The sequence below is a fragment of the Sedimentibacter hydroxybenzoicus DSM 7310 genome, from assembly GCF_013403245.1.
GTDB classification, from domain to species: Bacteria; Bacillota; Clostridia; order Tissierellales; family Sedimentibacteraceae; genus Sedimentibacter; species Sedimentibacter hydroxybenzoicus.
On sequence record NZ_JACBNQ010000016.1, the window covers coordinates 34,103 to 56,360 of the forward strand.

Genomic DNA, 22,258 nt, shown 5'->3' on the forward strand with positions numbered 1-22,258 from the left:
TTCTTCCTCCTTTATTTATACTGTAATTTATACAGTTAAAATCTCATTTAATCTGCCAACAAATAAATTGACAGCATTCTCATTTTCACCCAGACCCGTGAAAAACATTTCTACATTTATTCCATTGGCAGCAATTTTAGATTTTATCGATTCTACGTCATCTGAACCGATATCATTTAATGCATGATCCCCTGAAACTATCAAAAGCGGATAAAGATAAATTTTCTTGTATTTCTCTGCTTTTAATTTATCCATAATATCGTCAATGTACGGATTCCCTTCGATATTTGCTATATGAATATTGCTTGTATCCATTCTCAGCAGCTTTTCAATCTGCTCATAATATTTGTGAGCTTCATGTCCCGTACCGTGTCCAACCAGTATTACTGCCTCATCATCATTCAGATCAGTCTTTATATATGATTTTATAACGTTTATTTCATCTTCTCCCATATGGTCATCTAAAAATGTTCTTGCCGTTTTTATCTCTTCAAAGCTGTCTTTATATTCGTTAACCGCTCTTAAAACCTTCTCATATTCAAATCCCGGTACTACGTGAGTTACAGATACGTAGACATGGGTGTAATTTTCTTCCTTCAGCTTCTGTAAACAGCTCTTCATATTATGGATATCCAGATTTTCTTCCCGTTTCATTTTTCTTCTGATAATTTCTGACGTGAATACTCTGAAGCAGTCAATGTTTTTATATTTACCCTTGACCGCATTTTCAATGGTCTCAATATATCTTTCTCTTGAATCTTTTATTGAGCATCCAAAGCTTGCAACAACTATTGCTTTTTTCATATTTCCTCCAAAATTTCGTATTTTATTTCATTTCCCTGTAACTCATGTAGACACTGATAATATATAACAATAATGCATATGCTGTGAGAACCAAAATTGAGCTGTATGAGAATCTCCCCTCCAATACGATGCTTCTGAGTGATGTAGATGCATGAGACAGAGGCAATATACCCACTATTGACTTTACGGCACCCGGCAAATTCTCCAACGAAAAGAATGTTCCGCACAAAAATGACATTGGCGTCATTATGTATGTATTGAATCTCCCCATATCGTAATGACTCTCAATTGATAGGGCGGCAGCATATCCCAATGCAGAAAACACAAAGCTGTTTAAAAAGCAAATTACCAAAAAATAAAGACTGATTTCTATTATGACTCCGAATAACAATGATACCAATATAATAAGAATGCTTGCGTAAATCCCTCTCAATGCTCCCGACAATATGTATCCAAAGGACATAAGGGGCATGCTTATAGGAGACGTCAGATAATATTCGAAGCTTCTTTCATACAGCTTTGATGTAATAATCCTTGTAGATACTGCATTAAAGCCCGTATTCATGGTTGTCATGGCGATAAGCCCGGGTATGAGGAAATGCATGTATGTGGCTCCTTCCACCACTACATCCTTGCCAAGCCCCCATCCGAAAGCAATAAGATACAATACAGGACTCATGACGGCTGAGGAGGTAATTCTTCCTATTCGCCTTTTAAAAAACAAATATTCTCTCCACAAAACAGTAACTATTTCCATCACACTACCTTCCTGTTTGTATAATTGTAAAAGACATCCTCCAGGGTTGTTTCCCTTACGGTATAATTCGAGCTTTTTATGCCTGCGGAATAATCCAGTGCTTTTTGCTTTGAGTCAAAAAATTTATATGCTGTTTTTAGTTCTGCATCGAAATATTCAACGGTATAAGCCCCCAGCTGCTCTTTCAGGTTCTCGGGTGTGCTGTCCTGAATAATAACGCCCTTGTCAATAAGACATACTCTGCTGCACAAATATTCTGCTTCCTCAATGTAGTGAGTAGTCAGCAGCACTGTCTTGTTCCTTGACTTAAGATATTTTAAAATATCCCATATCTTTCTTCTTCCGTTTATATCTATCCCTACAGTGGGTTCATCCAGTATAATTATATCCGGATCATTTATGAGAGCTTTTGCTATTGTAAGCCGCCTTGCCATACCACCTGACAAATTTCCCGTCATTCTGTCCTTGAAATCTGATAATTCAACGAAATCCAAAAGCTCATCTATTTTATTCCTGTAATTTTCTACTCTGAAAAGTTTTGCGGCAAAAACAAGATTTTCATATACGGTAAGTTCCTTGTCCAGATTGGAATACTGAGGTACAATGCCCATAATTCCTTTTATTTCTTTATTGTTTCTGTTCATTAAACTCCCGTTAATGTATACATTTCCGGCAGTAGGCTTTAACAAGCCCGTAATTATTTTTATGGTTGTTGTCTTGCCTGCTCCGTTTGGTCCTAAAACTCCCATAAATTCACCTGATTTTATAACTAAATCAATATTATTTACGGCTGTAAAATTATTGAATTTTTTACTGAGATCTTTTATTTCAATCATCTTGACACTTCCCTGCTGTATTGTTATTCTTCTTAGGGATAAAGTACGGACAATTGTTTACTTTATCTTCATAAATGTCGGCATCGATTCTGAAAATATCTTTTAATAAATCCTTGCTGACTATCCGGCACGGTTCTCCATATTCTCTTAACTCACCTTCATGCATGACCATCATCTTATCAGAATATCTTGCCGCCTGATTTATGTCGTGCAAAACCATGACAACAGTTATGCCAAGGGTTTTGTTCAGATCCTTTACCATTTCCAGCGTCTCCATCTGATAGCAGATATCAAGAAATGTTGTTGGCTCATCAAGCAAAAGCATTTTAGGCTTTTGTGCCAGAGTCATTGCAATCCAGGCTCTTTGACGCTCTCCGCCGGAAAGCGTAGCTACATATCTGTCCTTCATGTGAAATAGTCCCGTTTTTTCCAGCGACCATGCGATTACTTCCTTGTCATCCTTTCCCATCCTTTTCCCAAACTTAAGGTGAGGAAACCGTCCGTATGAAACTAATTCTTCAATGGAAACATCTGAGGACACAGCTTTGACCTGAGGAAGCACAGCAAGATTTCTGGCTATTTCCTTTGTGTTAATACGTCTTATATTGACTTCGTTAAAATAAATATCTCCGCTCCTTGGCTTTAAGTAACGGCTGATTGTTTTTATAAGCGTGGATTTCCCAGAGCCGTTAGGACCGATAATGGTTACTATTTCGCCTGATTTAACATTAAAGCTGATATTCTTAAGTATACTTTTTTCGTCGTAGCTTACATTCAAACCTTCAACTTTTAAGTCCATTTAATGTTCCTTCTTTCTTCTCAGCAAATATAGGAAAAACGGTGCTCCAAGTGCTGACATAATAATTCCTACAGGTATTTCGAGAGGAGCAAACATAACTCTTGCCAATGTATCACAAAGGACAACCACCGCAGAACCGGTAAAAATAGTTGCCGGAATCAGGTACCTGTAGTCTGAGCCTATAAAAAGCCGTGTGATGTGAGGAACTATAAGACCCACAAATCCTAATAATCCCACCACGCTGACTGCAGCTCCCGCAAGCAAGGAGGAAATTATTATAAAGAAAAATCTTGTTGCTTCCACATTTAATCCCAGTCCTGTGGCTACCTCATCCCCAAGCATGAGTATGTTCAATTTGTTTGTAACAAATAAAAGAAGTATTATTCCTATAACCGCATAATTGAATATCATATCAACATGCTTCCAGTTGGTAGATGACAGCCCTCCTACCATAAACCCTATAACTCCTGCAACCTTCTCAGGATAAAATGTCATTATGGCATTATTGCCTGCACCCAGCAGGGAAGAAACCGCTACTCCGGCCAGAATAAGCCGTGTTGTCGCTGCTCCTTCCTTCCAGGCTAGAAAATATATAAAAAGTGTGGCTAAAAGTGCTCCTGCAAAAGCACCCAAAGGTGCAAGATAATAGTAATCAGGAAAAATTATCAGTACAATCAAAGTCATAAGTCCTGCACCGGAAGAAACTCCGATTATATTAGGACTTGCCAGGGGATTTCGCATTACGCCCTGAAGTATGCAGCCTGATAATGCCAGACTCGTTCCCACCAATGACGCAGTTATTGTTCTTGGCAATCTTACATTCCATATTATCTGATAATTGACTGTTGCTTCTTCAAAGAATATGGCACTTATTATCTCCGACGGAGATATTTTTACAGCCCCGTTCATTATGCTTATAAAGAATCCCACAATTGAAAAACATATACAAGCAATTAAAATTGTACCTTTTTTTATTTTGTCTTTTCTATTTATGTTAGTCATAATTTATTTCTACCAGCCTTTACATTCCGATATTGATGACGACAATAAAATACATAAGGTTGCCGAAAAGGTTCGTCCTGCAAGGCGCCTGAACAGCAACGCAGCAGGCAGGACTTTTCGGCGACCGACTATTCTGAAAACACTTCCGGATATATCATCTTTGCCAATCCTTCATATGCTTCAGGATATCTGTCATTTGGCTTGTACAAATATAAATCCTTTGGAAGAACGATGTATCTGTCTTCTTTTACTGCTGTAAGAGATGCCCACGCAGGATTGTCCAAAGCATCAGATTTCAGTCTTTCAGTAATTTTCTCCAGGTCGCTTCCCATTGTTTGTACAAAGATGAAATCAGGATCCTCCTGTAATATTCTTTCTATGCTGAATGTCTTTGTGTCAGCACCTGCATCAACTGAATCAGATATGTTAATTACATTTAAGTCCTTTATCATTTCCCCAACCATAGTATTTGAATCTCTTACTGTTGTATTTTTTGCTGTGGCAAATATTATTACAGCTTTATAATTTTTGTCTTTAGGTGCTTTTGCAATTATTTCGTCAACCTTCTTTTGTATGTTGCTTACATGGTTTTCGTACAAATCTTCCCTGCCGGTAATAGCCGTAAACATCCTTACTGTTTTATAATAATCCTCAAGTATATCATTATCTAAATTAATAACCTGTATTTTATTCTGCTCAAATGAGGGTACCATTTCTCTTTGTGCTGAATAGCTACCTGAAATAATAATCAAATCAGGCTGCAGTGACAATATTTTTTCAAGACTTGGAGCTCCCATTGAACCCACAACTTCTGCCGACATAGCATTTTCAACTATTTTGTCTTCGGATTCTTCAACTCTGCCTACAACCTTTCCACCTGCCTGATCCCAGATTTCTAAAAGAGAATTCTGCAGTACAACAACCCTTTGAGGATTCTTTGTTATTGTTACTTCCTTGCCTGATTCATCTGTGAATACAACATTTTCTTCATTAATTTTTATTCCGTAATCTGATGATTCATCTTTACTTTTATCATCTTCCGGATTTGCAGCTTCTTCTGATGGGTTTTCTACTACCGGCTGCTCATTTTCACTGCCATCCTTGCTGCACCCTGCAAAAATCACCGCCATAATTGCAATTGTTAACATAATTTTTAAAAATATTGATTTTTTCATTTTTTCCTCCGATTAATTAATATTTTGTTTCATAACCTCTTTTAGTTATGATCTTATTGTTTTTTATATAGGTTGAGCTGTTGCCCACTATTACTATGCTCAGCATATCAACCGTTTCATAATCAATTGTATCTATTGTGCAAATGTGTACCTCCTGATTTTCCCTGCATGCGTTTTTAACTATGCCCACAGGAGTTGAACCAGATTTATGTATTTTCATTATTTTAAAGGCATCTTTCAAATAATCCGGTCGTCCCTTGCTCCGGGGATTGTAAATACATATAACGAAATCACCCTCTGACGCCAAAGCAACTCTTTTATATATCAGATCAAGGGACGTTAATAAATCACTCAGGCTTATATGGCAGAAGTCATGCATGAGTGGTGCTCCCAATACAGCTGCTGCTGCCGTGGATGCGGTTACTCCGCTGATTACCCTGACTTCCTCATCCTCTGACAATTCTAAAATCAAGCCTGCCATACCGTACACTCCTGCATCTCCAGAGCTTATAACCGATACGGTCTTGCCTGTTTTTGAAATTTCTATGGCTTTTTTGACCCTGTCCACTTCCTGCTTCATGCCGTTTGAAACAACTTCTTTGTCTTTTATCAGATCCTTTACCAGGTCAATATATGTTTTATAACCGACTATAACATCTGATTCCTCAAATGCCGACATTGCTTCGTACGTCATTGTTTCCCGGTTTCCGGGACCTATTCCTACTGCGTATATCATGATATCTCCCATTTTTTATTTATTAATATGGTGGTAAAATACGATACATCAGATTTTTTTACATCCTTAATATTCTGATATATTATTTCTTCATCCTTGGACGAATTGCTTACAACCAGAGAATTCTTCTCCAGTCCTTCATCGATAATCATTTTTAAAATCTCATCAAAATTATTGTATACCTTCATTAAAACAATCGAATTTTCATTTTTAATATATCTTCTAAGCCTTTCTGCACCCATAGTAGCAGGCAAAATTATTAAGGGGTCCTCCCCTTCCACTAAAGGAAAATTGTTGTTGGAGGCAATATCCAAAAATGATGCTATGCCGGGTATTGTTGTTATCTTTATTTTATCCTTCAAAATTTTTAAAAGGTAAACATAGGTACTGTAGACCATCGGATCTCCGATAGTTATAAAGCCTACATCCTTTCCGACCATTACATCTTTGATTATTTCAGATGCAATTTCACTCCATGCATTCTGAAGCTCTTCCGTATTGTAATTCATAGGAAAATGTCTTGCCTTTATTATTGTTTTCTCATTTATATAATCTTTTACAATACTGTGTGCAGTGCTGTATTTTTCTGTTTTTTTAGCGGTAGGTACGTATAAAATATCAAGTGTATCCAGTACGTCTATTGCCTTTTTTGTTACTGTCAGACTGTTTCCCACACCTACTCCGATACCGTAAAACATAAAGCCTCCTTTAAATGTTATATAATAAAGCGTTGCATATTGACGCAGCTATATTGCTTCCTCCCTTTCTTCCCCTCGCAACAATGTATTCCACATTATTCAGGCTCATTATCAGTTCCTTCGCTTCAACTACATTTACAAAGCCCACTGGAACCCCTATTATAACCTCCGGATTAATCATTCCGCTCTTTATCATTTCATAAAGCTTTATTAAAGCCGTAGGAGCATTGCCCACCGCAAAAATTAAGGGACCTTTTATCATGGCTGCCCTCTCCATGGAAACAGCAGCTCTCGTTTCTCCCCTCATGGCGGCTTCCTTCGCCACATCTTCATCAGCCATGAAGCACTGGATATTTACTCCATATTTAGCGGCTGCTTTTTTATTTATGCCCGAATAAGCCATGTTTGTGTCTGTAACAATTGTTGCTCCATTTTTCAGAGCATCCTTCGCCTTTTTCACGGCATTTTTTGAAAAGCACATGTTATCCAAGTAGTCAAAGTCGGCCGATGTATGTATTACTCTTTTTACTATGGGCTCTATTTCCTTTTCAATCTGTATTTCTCCCATTTCTTCCTGTATTATTTCAAAGCTTCTCTTTTCAATGTTATTTGGCTCTACAAATATAATATTTTCCATTTTTCCTCCTCTTAATTTCCTTAGGCTGTTGAAAAAGTTCATCCTGCAAGGCGCCGGAAGACGGGCAACCGCAGCGTATTCGGACATACGTGAGGATTGACCGACTGAACGGCAACGACGCAGGTGGGCTTTTTCAGCGGCCTATTAAAACCTCACCTCATATTCATCTACAGCTGCCGCCACCGTAACCGAATTGACAACCGTTTTATTTATTATCATCTTTTTTGTTTTGCTGCCCATAATTGCCGCTCTTTCACATACGGTGTCAACTCCCGCAACGCTTTTTACAAAGTCAGAGCTTGAAAATTGCCCCTCTGCCCTGTTAAGCTCGTCCTTTGAATAAGTGTGAAAGGGTACTTTGAAAATCTCGGCCGTCCTCTTTATAGCTTCCTCTTCTTTTTTTAAATCAATTGAATTTATGGAGCTGATTGCAAAGTGAGAAATATTGTTCCTTCTTAAAACTTCCTTTACCGCATTATAAACATCATTGAAATCTGTTCCCTTTCTGCAGCCCACTCCCACTGATACAATCCTTGGAATTAAATTCAGCGTACTTTTAAATGGAGCCTTATCTGAATCGAGACTTATGCATATTCCTGTTTCCTTTTCGTCAAAATCAATTTCATCAGGGATACTTCCTGTCACATTAAAATCAGACTTGAACCCTATTTTCTTATCCTCCAATATGTCCGCAGCAATATTCCTTGCCCTTTTTAAGCTCATTATGTGGAGGTTGCTGTTATGAGCCCATTCATCAACTGCAAATTTACCGTTAATATCGGTTGCGGTGGTTATGATGGGATTGCCGCCTGCAATGTCCGCAATTTTTTTTGTAAGCCTATTAGCTCCGCCTATATGACCGCTCAAAAGAGAAATCACATTTATGCCTTTTTCATCCATACAGATAACGGCAGGATCAGTTTTTTTACTTCTGACGAAAGGGGCTATGGCTCTTACCGCTATGCCTGTAGAACCCACGAAAATAATGCAATCAGCACTTCTAAACGATTCGTCCATTGATTTGTATAAATTTTCTTCCCGCAGCTTAACCAACTTGGCAGAATCCGTATATCTCTTGGGAACATAGGCATTCACTTCATCATCATTTAAATGTTCAATTAATTTATCGCAGAGCCTTGCTCCGTTACCAGAAAATGCGTATATGTCAATTTTCATTTTTTTCACCTGTTACTTGAATACTCAATAGATTTTTTAATAAAGTTTTCTGCAAAGCTTAGATTTCCTACAAAATTTATATGAGGATATCCCACGAATTTTGTATCATCTGCTATGATTGCCTTCCAACTTCTGTCAGACTCCGGCTTAACAGCCAAAAATGATTCTCCCGTGTTGGTGCTGTCCGAATAATGAAATTCATGACCGTTTATTTCTTCTCCGGCTTTGCACATTAAATTATCTTTCTGACTTATTAATGTAATATATCCAAATCTCTTAAGAGATCCTGTCATGCAGCTGTTCCCTTCTATTACTCCCACAAGGCTGTAAGTTATGCCGTCCCTATTTGTAAAGCCTTCCATTAAGTACATGTATCCTCCGCATTCCGCAAATGTAGGAATACCCTCATTAATTTTTGACTTTATATCGTCAAGCATGGATTTATTCTGTGAAAGCTCTTCCACATATAATTCCGGATAACCGCCTCCAAAGTATAAGCCTCCGATGTCTTTGGGAAGTTCCTTGTCCTTAAGGGGGCTGAATTTAATTATTTCAGCGCCCATTTCTGCAAGTATGTCAATATTATCCTCGTAGTAAAAGCAAAATGCTTTATCGTATGCCACTGCAATTTTTGTTTTATCTATATAATTTATATCCGGTTCGTCATATTCTACGGGCTCCGCACCTGCTGCCAGCAAATATAGTCCTTCCAGATCAATTGTCTTTAATGCCTGCTGTCCTAATTTCTCTATGATTGATTCAAGGTTCCCGATTTCCTCGGCAGTTACCAGCCCCAGATGTCTGCTTTCAAGCTTGCAGTCCGACAGCTCCGGCATGTAGCCGTAAACCCTGACATCCGTATTCGATTCAATGATTTTTCTGTAATATTCATACATTGCGCTTGAAACACAGTTTAATATAACGCCCTTTATATTACTTTTTTCCCTGAAGCTTTTAAACCCTTCAATTATTGCACATACTGACACTGCCATACCCTTTGGATTAATGACCAATACCACCGGGCAATTAAGGGACAGTGCAAGCTCATATGAGCTGCATGAAGTATTTGTTCCTATACCGTCGTAATAGCCCATCACTCCTTCAATAATTGAAATATCAGCACCGTTGCTATTTTTGCTGAATACATATTTATAGTTGTTTTCACCCATCATGAATCTATCTAAATTTCTGGAGGGAATTTTAATAACTTTTGTATGAAACATGGGGTCTATGTAATCAGGTCCCACCTTAAATCCTGCAGTTTTTTTGCCGGTCATTGCAAATGCTTTTAAAATTGCCGATGTTACGGTTGTTTTGCCGTTGTTGCTTCCTGCGGCGGAAATCATAATTCTTGGAGAATTTGCTATCACAGTACACCACTTCCCTTGCCGCTGATTATATAGATTGGATTTTGTCCCATCATAAGATCGTACCTTCCCATTTTTTTTGATTTTGCCGCAGTGATGCTGACAATTTCCACATCATTGAATCTGTATTTTTCCATACAACTTATTGCTTCGTTTAAGCTTTGAAGCGTGATTGTATTAATAACCACGTTGACATAAGGATTTTTCTGTAAAACTGTATTTATTATTTCATCCATATTGCCGCTGCTTCCTCCTATGAAGCAAGCGTCCGGCTTTGGAAGGTTTTCTATTGCTTCTGGTGCTGTTCCTCTTATAACTTCAACGTTGTACATTCTGAATTTCTCTATGTTTTTCTCTATCAAGTACGCTGTATCATCATCTCTTTCCACGGCATACAGTGTTCCGTTATTTAACTTTAAAGCTGTTTCAACCGATACGGAGCCTGTTCCTGCACCAATATCGTATACTGTATAATCACTTTTCAGATTAAGCTTTCCGATGCTTACAGTCCTTACTTCACTTTTAGTCATAGGTGCTTTGCCTGTAACGAATTCTTCATCCTTTATGGAGCGGTATGCTTCATCTGCGGAAATGTAATCATCGTTGTGGACTATCATAACAGCAAGACCGTCAAAGGTCATTTCAGCGATGGCGTGTGCTTCGCCTTCAACTATCCTTTCATCATCATAAGATAATTTTTCTCCTACACTTACCTTTAAGTGTCCCAGCCCCTTGCTTGTAAGGATTTCACATATGCTGCCGGGACCAAAATCTCCCGAGGTAAGAATAAATGTTTTTTTATTGAAAATAACGTTGGATATAATGTTTAGATTTCTGCCGTGAGCGCTGACATATTTTATGTCGTCCCATGGTATATTCAATTTTGATGAAAAGTATTGGAGCGAGCTGATTGCAGGAATATTTTCAAGCCTAATGTCCTTATACGTTCCCAAAATCTCAGTAATTTTTTTTGATAAGCTGTAAAATCCGCTGTCCCCGGAAACCAAAATCCCGTATGATTTATAATCTCCTTGAGCTATATAATTACATATACTTTCGGCATTTGAGCTTTCGTATGTTTGCTTGTTCAACTCCATAAAATCCTTGAGCATTCTCTTAGCCCCTATCAAACAATCACACGATTTTATTGTCTCTATGGCTTTGTTATGAATATAGCTTAAATTTCCGATACCCAGTCCGATTATAGAAACCTTTTTCATATGTTCCCTCTTATTATTTCCTTGAAATTTTTCAGTGTTATTCCTTCTTCTTCAGCCATTTTTAATACGAGGCATTTCGTATTTGTTTTAATGCATGCGCTTATCTTTTCTTCAAATCCTCCGGATGCCGCACTTTCCTTCGTTACGAGGAATTTTGTACCATTTGAGCCAATGGAATTTATCATAGCAATATTAAGCTCTTCACTGAAGGGTCCCTGCATGCAGATAATGTTTTTGTTGGAATAAGCAAGCTCCAAAGCTCTTTTCAACGAGCTTTCCATAGGCAGAATTCTCACAAAAATCCTTTCCTTATAATTATTGATGCCCGTAAATTTATCTAAATCCTTGCTGCCGGTGGTTAACAATATATTTCCTTCATTATCATTCAAATATCTTACAATATTTTCAACATGGTCAAAGTATATGGGATATTCATCTTTATCTGCTTCTCTTATAATTCTGTAATATTTTAAATTACAGTATTCTGCTGCCTCCCTGACATTTTGCGAAACAATTTTTGCAAATGGATGGGTTGCATCTACTACATAGTCAACGCTGCTGTTTTTAAATAATTCAATCATACTCTTCTTATCGAGACGGCTTTGATGAACATTTACATTTTTTAAGCCCTTAACAAATTGCTCGCCATATTCTGTAGCTATGTATAAATCAGTTTCTGCATTTAATTCACTCAGAAACTCAGCCAGCAGGCGTCCTTCTGTCGTTCCGCCGAAAATACACACATTCATTACTTGATTCCCTCTCTGAACTCGTGCGAGAATTTGGGGTTGTACAATTCACTTCTTTCATAATCATCCCCAAGGAAATTACCGACCAGAATCAATGCCGTCTTTGTTATGTTGTTGTCCTTCATTGTTTGAGGCAGACTTTGAACAGTGCATCTAAATATTTTCTCATCAGGCCATGTTGCCTTGTAAACCACGGCGACGGGAGTTTCCTTTTCATATCCTCCCGCAATCAGTTCCTTTGATAATTCTTCCGTTAAGCCGGAGCTTAAAAATAAAACCATAGTTGATTTATGTGCGGCAAATGACCGTATGCTTTCTCTTTCCGGAACGGGAGTCCTGCCCTCCATACGGGTTATAATTACAGACTGGCTCACATTCGGCAATGTATATTCGGCACTCAATGATGCCGCCGCACCGAAAAACGAGCTGACACCCGGAACTACGTCATACCTGATATCTAATGCTTTCAGCAAATCAATCTGCTCTCTGATTGCACCATATATGCTGGGGTCTCCCGTATGCAGTCTCACAGTATCCTTGTTTTCTTTTTCAGCTTTTTGTATAACATCTACAACTTCCTCCAAAGTCATATGCGCGCTGTTATAAATTTCTGCCCCTTCTTTTGCATAGCTTAATAACTCCTTATTTACCAATGAGCCGGCATATATTATTACGTCAGCTTCGGACAAATACTTATGTCCTCTCATTGTTATCAAATCCGTTGCACCTGGACCTGCTCCTACAAAATGCACCATTTTATCCTCCTGTTAATTCAAAATACCGTGATTATTTGAATAAATAATCAATTTAATTTTAATTCTGTTGTCCACTTTTTTATTTATATAATAGAGGGCTCTTTCACTTATTTTACTAATCACCTTATTTTTCAGCTTCTCTCTGATCAAAATATCGACTGCCTGCTCCGTCGCAGCACAGGAAAGTATCTCTGCAATTACACTGCTTCCTGCTCCGTAGAGTCCTGCATAACAAGCAAACATCTCCATCCGGAAATCTCCCGTATGAGAATGGGTATTCATCATTCCTCCGGCCACCTTTACCATTTTGCCTATATGCCCAACTATTAATATTTCATTAAAATCAAGCTCCAAAGCAAAATTTAAGACCTCTCCAAGATAGTTGCCGAATTTTAAACTGTTTTCGCTGCGTATACCAAGTGTATTATCAATAAATTTTTCCGCATAATTGCCGGGAAATGCCAGAAGCGTATTGTATCCTCTTTCTTTTATTACCTGCATTTCAACTTTTAAGCTATCAATCAGAGCCTTTTCACTCATGGGCTCCACAATACCCGTAGTACCTATTATAGATATGCCACCCACAATCCCAAGCTGAGGATTAAAGGTTTTCTTTGCTGCCTCTTCTCCTTCTGGTACGGATATTACAATGTTTACTCCTCCGTTGTAACCATATTCTGTGCATATCTTTTGAACATTTTCAGTTATCATTTTTCTTGGTACTGAATTTATGGCAGGTCCTCCAACAGGGCAATCCAAACCCTTTTGAGTAACGTACCCTACGCCTTTTCCTCCGCTAATGTGAATTTCACCTGAATCATCAAGGTTTACATCCGCATATATTAAAATTCCGTCTGTTACATCAGGATCATCCCCACTATCTTTTTTTACGCAGCACCTTACCCCATGTATGCTGAAGGTGGGCTCTTTAATGTTAATACTCCATATTTCACCCTTAGGCAATCTGACTGAAACTTTGTCCACAGCCTCACCGGTAAATATCATCAACACAGCAGCAGTTGCAGCGGCAGCCGCACATGTGCCCGTAGTAAATCCACATCTTAACTTTTTCCCGTTTTTATACATATATTTTTCCATATTATCTCCATGACAGGCAGAGTATACCTTAGTGGCAGCAGCTCGTAGGCTTCATCTCAAATTTGTTCGCTCCCGTTGGTTGTTATACGTCAGGACATCGCAGGGGAATGCATCAAATTTGTTTACTCGCTACCGCTCGCACAAATTTGGCATTCTGTGCGTTTGACCTACCAACCATTTTTCAGAAAAAAGACTCTGAAAAATGGGGTTAGGGCATAAAAAAACTTCCGCGTTTACGGAAGTTTAAATAACACTAATTATTTTATTACAATATAATTATTCTAGATAATCCCTCCGAAAATCTATAAACACACACATCCTGGCAGGTCTCCTGACTTTCGGTTCATCTAACATTCACCTTCCCATGCATAGCACAGTGGCATCGAACATTATCACCTTTCACAGTAGCGGGGGCTGTAACAGCTTTTACTGTTTTCCCTTTTAAAACAATTGTTACCAAAATATCGATATTAAATTTGCCCTAATTATATATTACGGTTTTTATAATGTCAATATATTTAAAGTTATTAATCAGACCTTAATCAGACCTTCATCAGACATCGTCAAATTAAAAAGCTTATTTATTGACATTTACAGAGTATTATAATATACTTTACTTAACTAAACATCTTTTGATATTGGTGCGCATAAAATGCGATAATAGGGAATTAGGTTAAAGTCCTAAACAGTCCTGCTGCCGTAATGAGAGAGCGATTTTTAAGGCAATGCCAACCACTGGGAAACCGGGAAGGTTAAAAATCTGCAATGACCTCTAAGTCGGAAAACCTGCCAGTATTATTTGCGTAAATACCGCAAATGCTATGCTTTTCAGAGAAAAAAGTCAGTAGCAACCTGAATACATATTCAAAGCAATTGTGGGCTTTACGTTTCGAAAATTCGAAGCGTATTTTTTTATGGTGCTACCACCATTTGTTAGAGCGACAGCGATGAACAAATGGATGGTAGACCTAATGCAGCATAATCCAAATTTGCACGACCGACGGGAGTGAACAAATTTGTGATGGAGCCTGCTAATGACTTGACCCGATTTCTTCGACCGGAGGAAGAAAGAAATCGATGGTAAGTCAAATGCATAGAATGCCAAATTTATGTGAGTGAAATGAACAAATAAATTTGTTGCATTCCCCTGCTTATGGTGCTACCACCATTCGTTCGACCTTAACATATTACACGGAGGACCAAAATGAACAAAATTATAAAAAAAATCTCTTTATCCATTGCTATTATACTTATATTTGCAGGCTTGGTTGCATGCACAAGCAACGGACAACCGGCAGAGCCTGCGGATCATGGAGCAAACCAAGAACAGCCTCAGTCAGAAACTCCCAAATTACCAACTACCGACAGAGCCGGTAACGAGGTAAATATACCGGAAGAAATAAATAGAATCATATCCATTTCACCTTCCAATACCGAAATAATTATCGCATTAGGATCAGGCGATAAATTGGTTGCCGTAGATAAGCATTCTTCGGATATTGAAGGAATCCCTGCAGATATCCCTCAATTTGATATAATGAATCCTGATGTGGAGCAATTGGTTGCCTTAGATCCGGATGTTATATACGCAACAGGAATGAGTATGGCAAAGGGCAATGATCCGTTTAAGCCGATTAAGGATTTAGGAATCACTGTTGTTTATATTCCGTCAAGCAGCAGCATAGAAGGAATATATGAAGATATATTATATATATCAGAAACCTTACAAGTTAGGAATAAAGCCGTAGACATTGTTAATGATATGATAGAAAAAATAGATGAGTATAGAGAATTCGGTTCAAAAATAGAGAATAAAAAAACTGTTTATTTTGAAATAGCAGGAGCTCCTAATTTATACAGCTTCGGAAGCGGTGTATTCTTAAATGAAATGATTGAGATTTTAGGTGCAGAAAATATATTAAAGGATCAGGAACAATGGATTGCAGTATCGGAAGAAGCGATAGTGTCTGAAAATCCGGACGTTATCCTTACGAATGTGGATTATATAGCAAATGCTGTAGACGAAATTAAAATTCGTTCAGGATGGGAAAATATAACCGCCGTGAAAAATAATGATGTTTATTATATTGATAAGGATGCAAGTTCATTGTCAAACCACAATATTATTAAGGCATTAGATCAAATGGCAAGGGCAATTTATCCTGACGCTTATAAAAAATGAGAAATATTAAATTCACAGCTTCTATAATCATTTGTTTGCTGATTTTTGTATCAGGCATTGCGTTAGGAAGTATTAATGTACCATTTAACGAGGTAATAAGCATTATCTCACACAAAATATTTAATACGGAATTGTTACCGTCAATAATATCCAATCATGTGTCTATAGTTTGGAATTTAAGGCTGCCAAGAACTATATTGGCATTTATCGTAGGCGGTGCTCTTGCTATAAGCGGTACTGTTATGCAATCCGTGTTGAAAAATCCTCTTGCATCATCGTATACCTTGGGTGTGTCCTCAGGAGCCTCCTTAGGTGCTGCTTTAGTAATCGTAACAGGGTTCAGAATACCGCTCTTAGGATTATTCACCCTGCCGAGCATAGGCTTATTATGCGGATTGTTTACTGTATTTATTGCAGTCAAATTTGCGGCTAAAATGGATAAAAATTTAGAAAATAATACAATTATATTGGTCGGAATGGTTTTTTCTTTGTTTGTTAATGCATTATTAACATTAGTGACCGCTTTATCTGATGAACATCTTCAGCAGCTTACTTATTGGCAAATGGGTTCATTCAGCTTAAAGGACTGGTCAAGCGTATTGGTTCTGTTCCCGATTGTATTGGTAGGAGCTATAGTTATAAGAAGCTATTCAAGAGAAATGGACATAATGACCTTTGGTGAAGAACAGGCATTTACAATGGGTGTGGATGTATATAGACTGAAATGGCTGCTGCTTGGTTTGTCAGCCGCGCTTACAGGCAGTGCAGTTTCGTTTGTAGGTGTCATTGGCTTTATAGATTTAATCGCACCTCATGTTGTGAGAAAAATATTTGGTTCTTCACATAGAATTGTTATCCCGATGTCAATGATCTTCGGCGGATCCTTCATGATTATATGTGATTTAATAGCAAGAACCATAATATCACCTTCCGAGCTCCCGGTGGGTGCTGTTACGGCATTGGTGGGAGCACCGTTTTTCGCCTATGTATATTTCTCAAAAAGAAAGGAATTATAAATGCTCACTTTAAAAAATGTATCGGCAGGTTACAACGGATATGACGTATTAAAAAACATATCTCTGAATATAAGCGAGGGTGAAAACCTATGTATCATAGGTCCAAACGGCTGCGGCAAAACAACTCTTATAAAGGCAATTGCCGGACTTATTCCCCACACAGGTAACATAAAAATAAATGATGTAAACATATTATCCATGAAGCGTGCTGAAGTGGCTAAGAAAATGGCTGTAATGAGTCAGATTTCTTCTATTTATTTTTCTTATACGGTTTATGAAACCGTACTTTTAGGACGATATCTGCATATGAAGGACAGAAGCTTTAAGCAGCCCTCCGTAAAAGATAAGGAATATACAGAAAAGTGCTTAAAAGCAGTTGATTTATACAGTCTGAAGGATAAGCAAATCAATACATTGTCAGGTGGTCAGCTGCAACGAGTATATTTAGCAAGAACATTGGCTCAGGAGCCAAAAATTATATTGCTTGACGAGCCGACTAATCACCTTGATTTGAAAAATCAAGCTGAGCTGATAGATTTTTTGAAAAATTGGTCTAAAGAAAAAGGGCATGCTGTAATAGGAGTTCTTCATGATTTGAATTTAACCATGAAATTGGCCGACAACATTTTGCTTTTAGATAAAGGTGAAATTGCTGCTTACGGTAAGGCAACTGATGTAATATCATCTAAGCTGTTAAATAAGGTGTATGACATGGATGTGGCAGGATATATGACAGATTCATTAAAGCAATGGGAATACTATACCGGTGAACCATTTAAGTTAAGGAAAGTTAATTAAAATAATTTAATATGCCTCCAACGTAGATAAAATTGAATTTATTCACCTTGGAGGTTTTTTATCTGTATAAATGGTTAATATATTCAAATCTAGGTATAATATACAATAAATATTTAACTTTAGGAGGAATGTATGAAAAAATTAATTGGCTTAGGTTTAATAATTCTCATGCTGTTTACTGCATGTGAATATAACGATACAGATGTACCTGACAATAATAATGATAATCAGGATGAATATTCTATAGAGGAATTTTTTCCGGTAATCGAAAATACTAAGTATTCATATAAAGGCGAAGGAAATGAATTTGCATCATACACAGTCTTCATAGATTATATAAGCAATAACCGATTCCAGACAAGGACTAATAACGGCGGAACCGAAACTGTCAAGGTTTATGAGTTTAAGGATAATCAACTGATCGAGCTGTACAGCAGAGGAGAAGCTTACTTCAGGGAAGATTTTACAAACCGTGAATTTCAAGAGGGTAATGTAGTATTAAAGCTGCCATATACCGGAGAATTAAAACAAATTGTAACTTCACAAGGTAATTTCAATGCAATTGAAGTAATAACCGAAAACGATCAAGGAACAAATACAAATTACTATGCGAAGGATGTCGGTTTAGTAAAATCAATATATAAAAGTGATGACTACGAGGTATCATCAACTTTAGACAACGTTGAACAAAATATATCTTTAATTCAAACTGTTACATTGTATTATCCTGATATTGATGGAGTTCATTTAAACTCTGTGGATGTGCAAGTATCCTTCAACACAAATGATTCGACGAAGGATGTTATCGAAAAAACTGTCAAGGATTTATCTGTATATGAATTGTTCAGCATAAATACCGAAATAAATGAGCTTTACTTTGATGAAAATGATGAAAGCGTGCATATTGACTTATCAAATAATTTTATCGAGGAAATGAATGCCGGATCAGGATTTGAAAGTCTGATGCTTCAGAGTATTGCCAACACCTTAGGCTCATACTACGGTGTGGAAAATATATATCTTACCGTAGACGGGAATTTATACGAATCAGGACATATTTCCTTAAAAGAAAATGAACCGCTTAAGGCAGATTACAGTATTGTAAATAATCAATAAGCAGAAAAGAGGGTGCCCCCCTCTTTTCTAAATTGCGTAATCGTATAATGATATTATCTTACCGTTATGCTTTACTTCTCTTGCAGGAATTCCCACAACTGTTGAATTAGGTCTTGTGTCGCTTAACACGACTGCGTTTGCTCCTACCTTGGTACCTGAAGCTATATAAATATTTCCTAATATTTTAGCTGCTGCACCGATTACTACATTATCCCCCACTGTGGGATGTCTTTTACCTTTTTCGTTCCCTGTACCGCCCAATGTAGCACCATGAAACATAGTTACATTGTTGCCTACAACAGCAGTTTCACCTATAACAACTCCCATGCCGTGGTCTATGAAAAGACCCTTGCCGATTGTTGCTCCGGGATGAATTTCTATGCCCGTAACGTGTCTTGCTATATTTGAAATCCATCTTGCCAAAAAGAATCTTTTCTTTTTGTACAGGCTGTGAGATATTTTGTATGCGATTAATGCCTTAATGTGAGGGTATAGCAGCAATACCTCTATTCTGTTTCTTGCAGCGGGATCTCTGCCGAATACCGAATCTATATCTTCAATAATTGATTTAAGAAATTTAATCATATTATCAACCCTTTCCAATTTCTATTTAATAATTACTACTTAAAGTTACCTAACAATTTGTCATCCTGAGTGATAACGAAGGATCTCATCATTTAAAAGCCGAGCTTCCTCACTGACGTTCGGAATGACAATTGCGGACGATACAATTAGTAATACTTAACCATTGACAAATACTTTTCGCCGCCGTCCGGAGCTATGGTCAATATTTTTTTATTATTACCGTATTTGACCGCAAGCTTTCTTGCTGCTGCTACGTTGGCTCCTGAGGAAATACCAACTAATATACCTGTTTTAGCTGATACCTCAACGGCTGTGTCAATTGCCTCTTCTTCGGTTATCGTCAATATTTCATCAACATTTTCTCCGTTGTATGTGTTGGGAATAAAACCAGCACCGATGCCCTGAATCTTATGAGGTCCAGGATTCCCTCCTGATATTACGGGAGATTTTTCAGGCTCCACACCTGCAATTTTAATGTTTTTATTATACTCTTTCAATCTTTTTGAAACTCCTGTAATAGTTCCGCCTGTGCCTACACCTGCCGTAAATATATCCAAATCATTTAACTGCTTTATTATTTCCTCGGCTGTAGTCATATAATGAAATTCCGGATTAGCAGGATTGTTAAATTGATCTGGCATAAAATTCTTGCTGTTTTCCTTTAAGATTTCATTTGCTCTTTCAATTGCACCCTTCATGCCTTTCGGTCCTTCGGTTAAAACTAATGTTGCCCCATATGAAGAAATCATTGTTCTTCTTTCCACACTCATAGTTTCAGGCATAGTCAAAATAACCTTGTATCCCTTTAATCTGCCTATCAATGCTAATGCAATACCTGTATTACCGCTGGTTGGTTCAACTATGACGCTGTCTTTTTGCAATAATCCTTTTTTCTCTGCATCTAAAATCATACCTAGTGCAGTTCTGTCCTTAATGCTCCCTCCGGGATTGAATTTTTCCATTTTAATAAAAATATTTTCTCCCGGCAATTGTACTACAGGTGTGTTACCTATTAAATTTAATGTTGTAAATTGTTTCATATTATTACCTTCCTTTTAACCCGATAAACTAAGGAAATTTATTTTAATAGCTATGCATCGCAGGATATAAAAAACTCCGCCACTATATAAATAACTATATAGAGACGGAGTATATCCGCGGTTCCACTCTTTTTGACAATAAAATTGCCCACCTTTTGCTAGCACCATCATGCTATTATACGATAACGGATATGCTCCGCAGCAGCCTACTTTTATACAGTAATTTCGAATTTCGGTGCTGTACTCCAAAGGGCACTTCACATATACCTCCAATAAGTATCCTTTCAGCCATGAGATACTCTCTCTAAAATTTCAGCATATATTACTTTCCTTCTTCATAGTATTTCCTACTAATTTAGTTGGGTTTATATTTTTTCTTATTATATTATACTCAATCATAAAATGCAACAGTTTTTATAAAATTTTTTTATGACAAATTAAACCTCTTTATTCCCTATTAACTTTTTTATAAAGCTGTAGGTAATTTTAGCAGTCAATCCCCAGATTATAAAATCTTTGTACTTATAAAAATACACCGGATATCTTAAGCTTTCCCAATTATATTTACTTCCGTCATTAACCATATGGTATGGGAAATCATTATCTGCCTTGGGGTAATAATTCATAAAATATTTTTCCGGCTCATTTTCCAAAAAATAAGACAGAGGTACATAAAATATTTCGGAAACCTCATCCTCATTGTATTTGATTTCGTTTATATTCGTATTTTTAATATATCCTAAATATGTATAAACAAATGAACCGCTTTTACTTGTGGCATAGTCCAATTCCTTTATTATTTCTATGTTTTCCATATCTATGCCCAGCTCTTCGTGGGTCTCTCTTACTGCTGCATATTCAGGGCTTTCACCGTCTTCAATCTTCCCTCCGGGAAAAGAAATTTCTCCCGGCTGTCTTATGGATTTCGATCTTATTTCATATATCAGGTTAAGTTCTCCTTCTACTTCTATTATGGGGAGCAATACCGAAAATCTAAAATCCTCATCCATAGGCTGCGGTACATTTTTTTCTATTAGTTTTTTTACATAATTTATGTTCATTTATCTATAAACCTCATAAGTCCAAATATAATAAATACCAATCCCGATATTATTCTTATTATATTAGAAGGTATGCGTTTAGTCAATGATGTTCCTATTATTATCCCGACCAGACCTATTGCAAGCATCCCTGAAACAGAGCCCATAAGAACCAATGCAGGATAGTCAGCTTCCATTGCCAATGTCATTGCTGTAAGCTGTGTTTTATCTCCTATTTCCCCCAGTAAAAATGTAAGTGCCGTCGTAATTACCGGACCAAATTTGAAGCTTTTCTTTTTTCCTTCCTCTTCTTCGTATACAATGGTTAAAATGCCAAAAATAACAAATATAAATCCGGCAAATATCTGAAGAAGTTCACCTTGTATAACGTTAGACAGACAGCATCCGATTACAACGGCTGCTCCGTGATTTATAAAAACTCCTAAAAGTATTCCTAAAAGCATTTGCATCATTGTATATTTTGCCGATAATGTCATAAGCATCAATTGAGTTTTATCTCCGATTTCCGCGGTAAATACAAGTGCAAAGGCTTCTAAAAATTCTCCTGCCATACTTTCCTCCATATATAATTATTTTACAGAAATTCTCTTTAATAAAAACAAGTTATATATTATAATATTTTCAGATATACATAATAAGAACCATACATTT

Annotated in this window: 23 protein-coding genes, 2 riboswitches and 1 other annotated feature; of the genes, 4 read left to right on the forward strand and 19 right to left on the reverse strand. The window is 37.2% G+C overall.

Features of this window, described 5'->3' with window-relative positions; translation table 11 throughout:
* Positions 1–27: 27 nt before the first annotated feature.
* The 15 genes from HZF24_RS12860 to cbiD form a co-directional block, all read right to left on the reverse strand.
* A complete protein-coding gene (locus HZF24_RS12860) occupies positions 28–804 on the reverse strand; it encodes a sirohydrochlorin cobaltochelatase (protein WP_179238739.1) in 777 nt (258 codons plus the stop codon).
* A 22-nt stretch (positions 805–826) separates the two neighbouring features.
* A complete protein-coding gene (locus HZF24_RS12865) occupies positions 827–1,561 on the reverse strand; it encodes an ABC transporter permease (protein WP_179238780.1) in 735 nt (244 codons plus the stop codon).
* A complete protein-coding gene (locus tag HZF24_RS12870; RefSeq protein WP_179238740.1) occupies positions 1,561–2,397 on the reverse strand; it encodes an ABC transporter ATP-binding protein in 837 nt (278 codons plus the stop codon). Before HZF24_RS12870 ends, HZF24_RS12865 begins: the two co-directional genes overlap by 1 nt.
* On the reverse strand, positions 2,390–3,196 hold the full coding sequence (locus tag HZF24_RS12875; protein ID WP_179238741.1) for an ABC transporter ATP-binding protein: 807 nt from the start codon (positions 3,194–3,196) through the stop codon (positions 2,390–2,392). The genes HZF24_RS12870 and HZF24_RS12875 overlap by 8 nt, the downstream gene beginning before the upstream one ends.
* Entirely contained in the window at positions 3,197–4,198 is a 1,002-nt protein-coding gene (locus HZF24_RS12880; protein ID WP_179238742.1) for a FecCD family ABC transporter permease, read from the reverse strand.
* Between the two features lie 128 nt (positions 4,199–4,326).
* Positions 4,327–5,373: an ABC transporter substrate-binding protein gene (locus HZF24_RS12885; RefSeq protein ID WP_179238743.1), complete on the reverse strand. Its 1,047-nt coding sequence runs from the start codon at positions 5,371–5,373 to the stop codon at positions 4,327–4,329.
* Positions 5,374–5,389: 16 nt separating this feature from the next.
* Positions 5,390–6,109 carry a precorrin-3B C(17)-methyltransferase gene (cobJ, locus tag HZF24_RS12890; protein ID WP_179238744.1) on the reverse strand — a complete coding sequence of 240 codons (720 nt, stop codon included), beginning with the start codon at positions 6,107–6,109 and terminating at the stop codon, positions 5,390–5,392.
* Complete coding sequence (gene cobI / locus HZF24_RS12895) at positions 6,106–6,807, reverse strand: precorrin-2 C(20)-methyltransferase (RefSeq protein ID WP_179238745.1); 702 nt, start codon at positions 6,805–6,807, stop codon at positions 6,106–6,108. Before cobI ends, cobJ begins: the two co-directional genes overlap by 4 nt.
* 10 nt (positions 6,808–6,817) lie before the next feature.
* A complete protein-coding gene (locus HZF24_RS12900; RefSeq protein ID WP_246346138.1) occupies positions 6,818–7,444 on the reverse strand; it encodes a precorrin-8X methylmutase in 627 nt (208 codons plus the stop codon).
* A 144-nt stretch (positions 7,445–7,588) separates the two neighbouring features.
* Complete coding sequence (locus tag HZF24_RS12905; RefSeq protein ID WP_179238746.1) at positions 7,589–8,620, reverse strand: cobalt-precorrin 5A hydrolase; 1,032 nt, start codon at positions 8,618–8,620, stop codon at positions 7,589–7,591.
* A 5-nt stretch (positions 8,621–8,625) separates the two neighbouring features.
* The gene (locus HZF24_RS12910; protein ID WP_322790744.1) at positions 8,626–9,990 is read right to left on the reverse strand and encodes a cobyrinate a,c-diamide synthase; all 1,365 of its coding nucleotides are present in this window, start codon (positions 9,988–9,990) and stop codon (positions 8,626–8,628) included.
* Positions 9,987–11,207, reverse strand: a complete 1,221-nt coding sequence (gene cbiE, locus HZF24_RS12915; RefSeq protein WP_179238747.1) for a precorrin-6y C5,15-methyltransferase (decarboxylating) subunit CbiE — start codon at positions 11,205–11,207, stop codon at positions 9,987–9,989. The genes HZF24_RS12910 and cbiE overlap by 4 nt, the downstream gene beginning before the upstream one ends.
* A complete protein-coding gene (gene cobK, locus HZF24_RS12920; RefSeq protein WP_179238748.1) occupies positions 11,204–11,956 on the reverse strand; it encodes a precorrin-6A reductase in 753 nt (250 codons plus the stop codon). Before cobK ends, cbiE begins: the two co-directional genes overlap by 4 nt.
* Positions 11,956–12,711, reverse strand: coding sequence for a precorrin-4 C(11)-methyltransferase (cobM, locus tag HZF24_RS12925; RefSeq protein ID WP_179238749.1), 756 nt, complete (start codon positions 12,709–12,711; stop codon positions 11,956–11,958). Before cobM ends, cobK begins: the two co-directional genes overlap by 1 nt.
* Positions 12,712–12,723: 12 nt before the next feature.
* Entirely contained in the window at positions 12,724–13,809 is a 1,086-nt protein-coding gene (gene cbiD, locus HZF24_RS12930; RefSeq protein ID WP_179238750.1) for a cobalt-precorrin-5B (C(1))-methyltransferase CbiD, read from the reverse strand.
* Between the two features lie 304 nt (positions 13,810–14,113).
* Positions 14,114–14,285, reverse strand: a riboswitch (cobalamin riboswitch).
* Between the two features lie 146 nt (positions 14,286–14,431).
* A riboswitch (cobalamin riboswitch) is annotated at positions 14,432–14,617 on the forward strand.
* Between the two features lie 396 nt (positions 14,618–15,013).
* Between cbiD and HZF24_RS12935 the strand changes: the two genes are divergently transcribed.
* From HZF24_RS12935 to HZF24_RS12950, 4 genes are all read left to right on the forward strand, one after another.
* A complete protein-coding gene (locus HZF24_RS12935; protein WP_179238751.1) occupies positions 15,014–15,991 on the forward strand; it encodes an ABC transporter substrate-binding protein in 978 nt (325 codons plus the stop codon).
* Positions 15,988–17,007, forward strand: a complete 1,020-nt coding sequence (locus HZF24_RS12940) for a FecCD family ABC transporter permease (RefSeq protein WP_179238752.1) — start codon at positions 15,988–15,990, stop codon at positions 17,005–17,007. The genes HZF24_RS12935 and HZF24_RS12940 overlap by 4 nt, the downstream gene beginning before the upstream one ends.
* The gene (locus HZF24_RS12945; protein ID WP_179238753.1) at positions 17,008–17,805 is read left to right on the forward strand and encodes an ABC transporter ATP-binding protein; all 798 of its coding nucleotides are present in this window, start codon (positions 17,008–17,010) and stop codon (positions 17,803–17,805) included.
* 132 nt (positions 17,806–17,937) lie between these two features.
* The gene (locus tag HZF24_RS12950) at positions 17,938–18,921 is read left to right on the forward strand and encodes a GerMN domain-containing protein (protein ID WP_179238754.1); all 984 of its coding nucleotides are present in this window, start codon (positions 17,938–17,940) and stop codon (positions 18,919–18,921) included.
* Positions 18,922–18,948: 27 nt separating this feature from the next.
* On the opposite strand, the gene epsC is transcribed toward HZF24_RS12950, so the two are convergent.
* The 4 genes from epsC to HZF24_RS12970 all read right to left on the reverse strand — a co-directional run bounded on the left by epsC (position 18,949) and on the right by HZF24_RS12970 (position 22,158).
* On the reverse strand, positions 18,949–19,506 hold the full coding sequence (gene epsC, locus HZF24_RS12955; RefSeq protein ID WP_179238755.1) for a serine O-acetyltransferase EpsC: 558 nt from the start codon (positions 19,504–19,506) through the stop codon (positions 18,949–18,951).
* 146 nt (positions 19,507–19,652) lie between these two features.
* Positions 19,653–20,546 carry a cysteine synthase A gene (gene cysK, locus HZF24_RS12960; RefSeq protein WP_179238756.1) on the reverse strand — a complete coding sequence of 298 codons (894 nt, stop codon included), beginning with the start codon at positions 20,544–20,546 and terminating at the stop codon, positions 19,653–19,655.
* A 97-nt stretch (positions 20,547–20,643) separates the two neighbouring features.
* Positions 20,644–20,894 (reverse strand) — a binding site (T-box leader).
* An 89-nt stretch (positions 20,895–20,983) separates the two neighbouring features.
* Positions 20,984–21,607, reverse strand: a complete 624-nt coding sequence (locus HZF24_RS12965) for an NUDIX hydrolase (protein ID WP_179238757.1) — start codon at positions 21,605–21,607, stop codon at positions 20,984–20,986.
* Positions 21,604–22,158: a TMEM165/GDT1 family protein gene (locus tag HZF24_RS12970; RefSeq protein ID WP_179238758.1), complete on the reverse strand. Its 555-nt coding sequence runs from the start codon at positions 22,156–22,158 to the stop codon at positions 21,604–21,606. The genes HZF24_RS12965 and HZF24_RS12970 overlap by 4 nt, the downstream gene beginning before the upstream one ends.
* Positions 22,159–22,258: the final 100 nt, after the last annotated feature.

What these genes read in the sequence shown, in the direction of transcription:
- HZF24_RS12860 (WP_179238739.1), bottom strand. Translation starts at nt 804, where the DNA reads ATGAAAAAAGCAATAGTTGTTGCAAGCTTTGGATGCTCAATAAAAGAT.
- HZF24_RS12865 (WP_179238780.1), bottom strand. Translation starts at nt 1,561, where the DNA reads ATGGAAATAGTTACTGTTTTGTGGAGAGAATATTTGTTTTTTAAAAGG.
- HZF24_RS12870 (WP_179238740.1), bottom strand. Translation starts at nt 2,397, where the DNA reads ATGATTGAAATAAAAGATCTCAGTAAAAAATTCAATAATTTTACAGCC.
- HZF24_RS12875 (WP_179238741.1), bottom strand. Translation starts at nt 3,196, where the DNA reads ATGGACTTAAAAGTTGAAGGTTTGAATGTAAGCTACGACGAAAAAAGT.
- HZF24_RS12880 (WP_179238742.1), bottom strand. Translation starts at nt 4,198, where the DNA reads ATGACTAACATAAATAGAAAAGACAAAATAAAAAAAGGTACAATTTTA.
- HZF24_RS12885 (WP_179238743.1), bottom strand. Translation starts at nt 5,373, where the DNA reads ATGAAAAAATCAATATTTTTAAAAATTATGTTAACAATTGCAATTATG.
- cobJ (WP_179238744.1), bottom strand. Translation starts at nt 6,109, where the DNA reads ATGATATACGCAGTAGGAATAGGTCCCGGAAACCGGGAAACAATGACG.
- cobI (WP_179238745.1), bottom strand. Translation starts at nt 6,807, where the DNA reads ATGTTTTACGGTATCGGAGTAGGTGTGGGAAACAGTCTGACAGTAACA.
- HZF24_RS12900 (WP_246346138.1), bottom strand. Translation starts at nt 7,444, where the DNA reads ATGGAAAATATTATATTTGTAGAGCCAAATAACATTGAAAAGAGAAGC.
- HZF24_RS12905 (WP_179238746.1), bottom strand. Translation starts at nt 8,620, where the DNA reads ATGAAAATTGACATATACGCATTTTCTGGTAACGGAGCAAGGCTCTGC.
- cbiE (WP_179238747.1), bottom strand. Translation starts at nt 11,207, where the DNA reads ATGAAAAAGGTTTCTATAATCGGACTGGGTATCGGAAATTTAAGCTAT.
- cobK (WP_179238748.1), bottom strand. Translation starts at nt 11,956, where the DNA reads ATGAATGTGTGTATTTTCGGCGGAACGACAGAAGGACGCCTGCTGGCT.
- cobM (WP_179238749.1), bottom strand. Translation starts at nt 12,711, where the DNA reads ATGGTGCATTTTGTAGGAGCAGGTCCAGGTGCAACGGATTTGATAACA.
- cbiD (WP_179238750.1), bottom strand. Translation starts at nt 13,809, where the DNA reads ATGGAAAAATATATGTATAAAAACGGGAAAAAGTTAAGATGTGGATTT.
- HZF24_RS12935 (WP_179238751.1), top strand. Translation starts at nt 15,014, where the DNA reads ATGAACAAAATTATAAAAAAAATCTCTTTATCCATTGCTATTATACTT.
- HZF24_RS12940 (WP_179238752.1), top strand. Translation starts at nt 15,988, where the DNA reads ATGAGAAATATTAAATTCACAGCTTCTATAATCATTTGTTTGCTGATT.
- HZF24_RS12945 (WP_179238753.1), top strand. Translation starts at nt 17,008, where the DNA reads ATGCTCACTTTAAAAAATGTATCGGCAGGTTACAACGGATATGACGTA.
- HZF24_RS12950 (WP_179238754.1), top strand. Translation starts at nt 17,938, where the DNA reads ATGAAAAAATTAATTGGCTTAGGTTTAATAATTCTCATGCTGTTTACT.
- epsC (WP_179238755.1), bottom strand. Translation starts at nt 19,506, where the DNA reads ATGATTAAATTTCTTAAATCAATTATTGAAGATATAGATTCGGTATTC.
- cysK (WP_179238756.1), bottom strand. Translation starts at nt 20,546, where the DNA reads ATGAAACAATTTACAACATTAAATTTAATAGGTAACACACCTGTAGTA.
- HZF24_RS12965 (WP_179238757.1), bottom strand. Translation starts at nt 21,607, where the DNA reads ATGAACATAAATTATGTAAAAAAACTAATAGAAAAAAATGTACCGCAG.
- HZF24_RS12970 (WP_179238758.1), bottom strand. Translation starts at nt 22,158, where the DNA reads ATGGCAGGAGAATTTTTAGAAGCCTTTGCACTTGTATTTACCGCGGAA.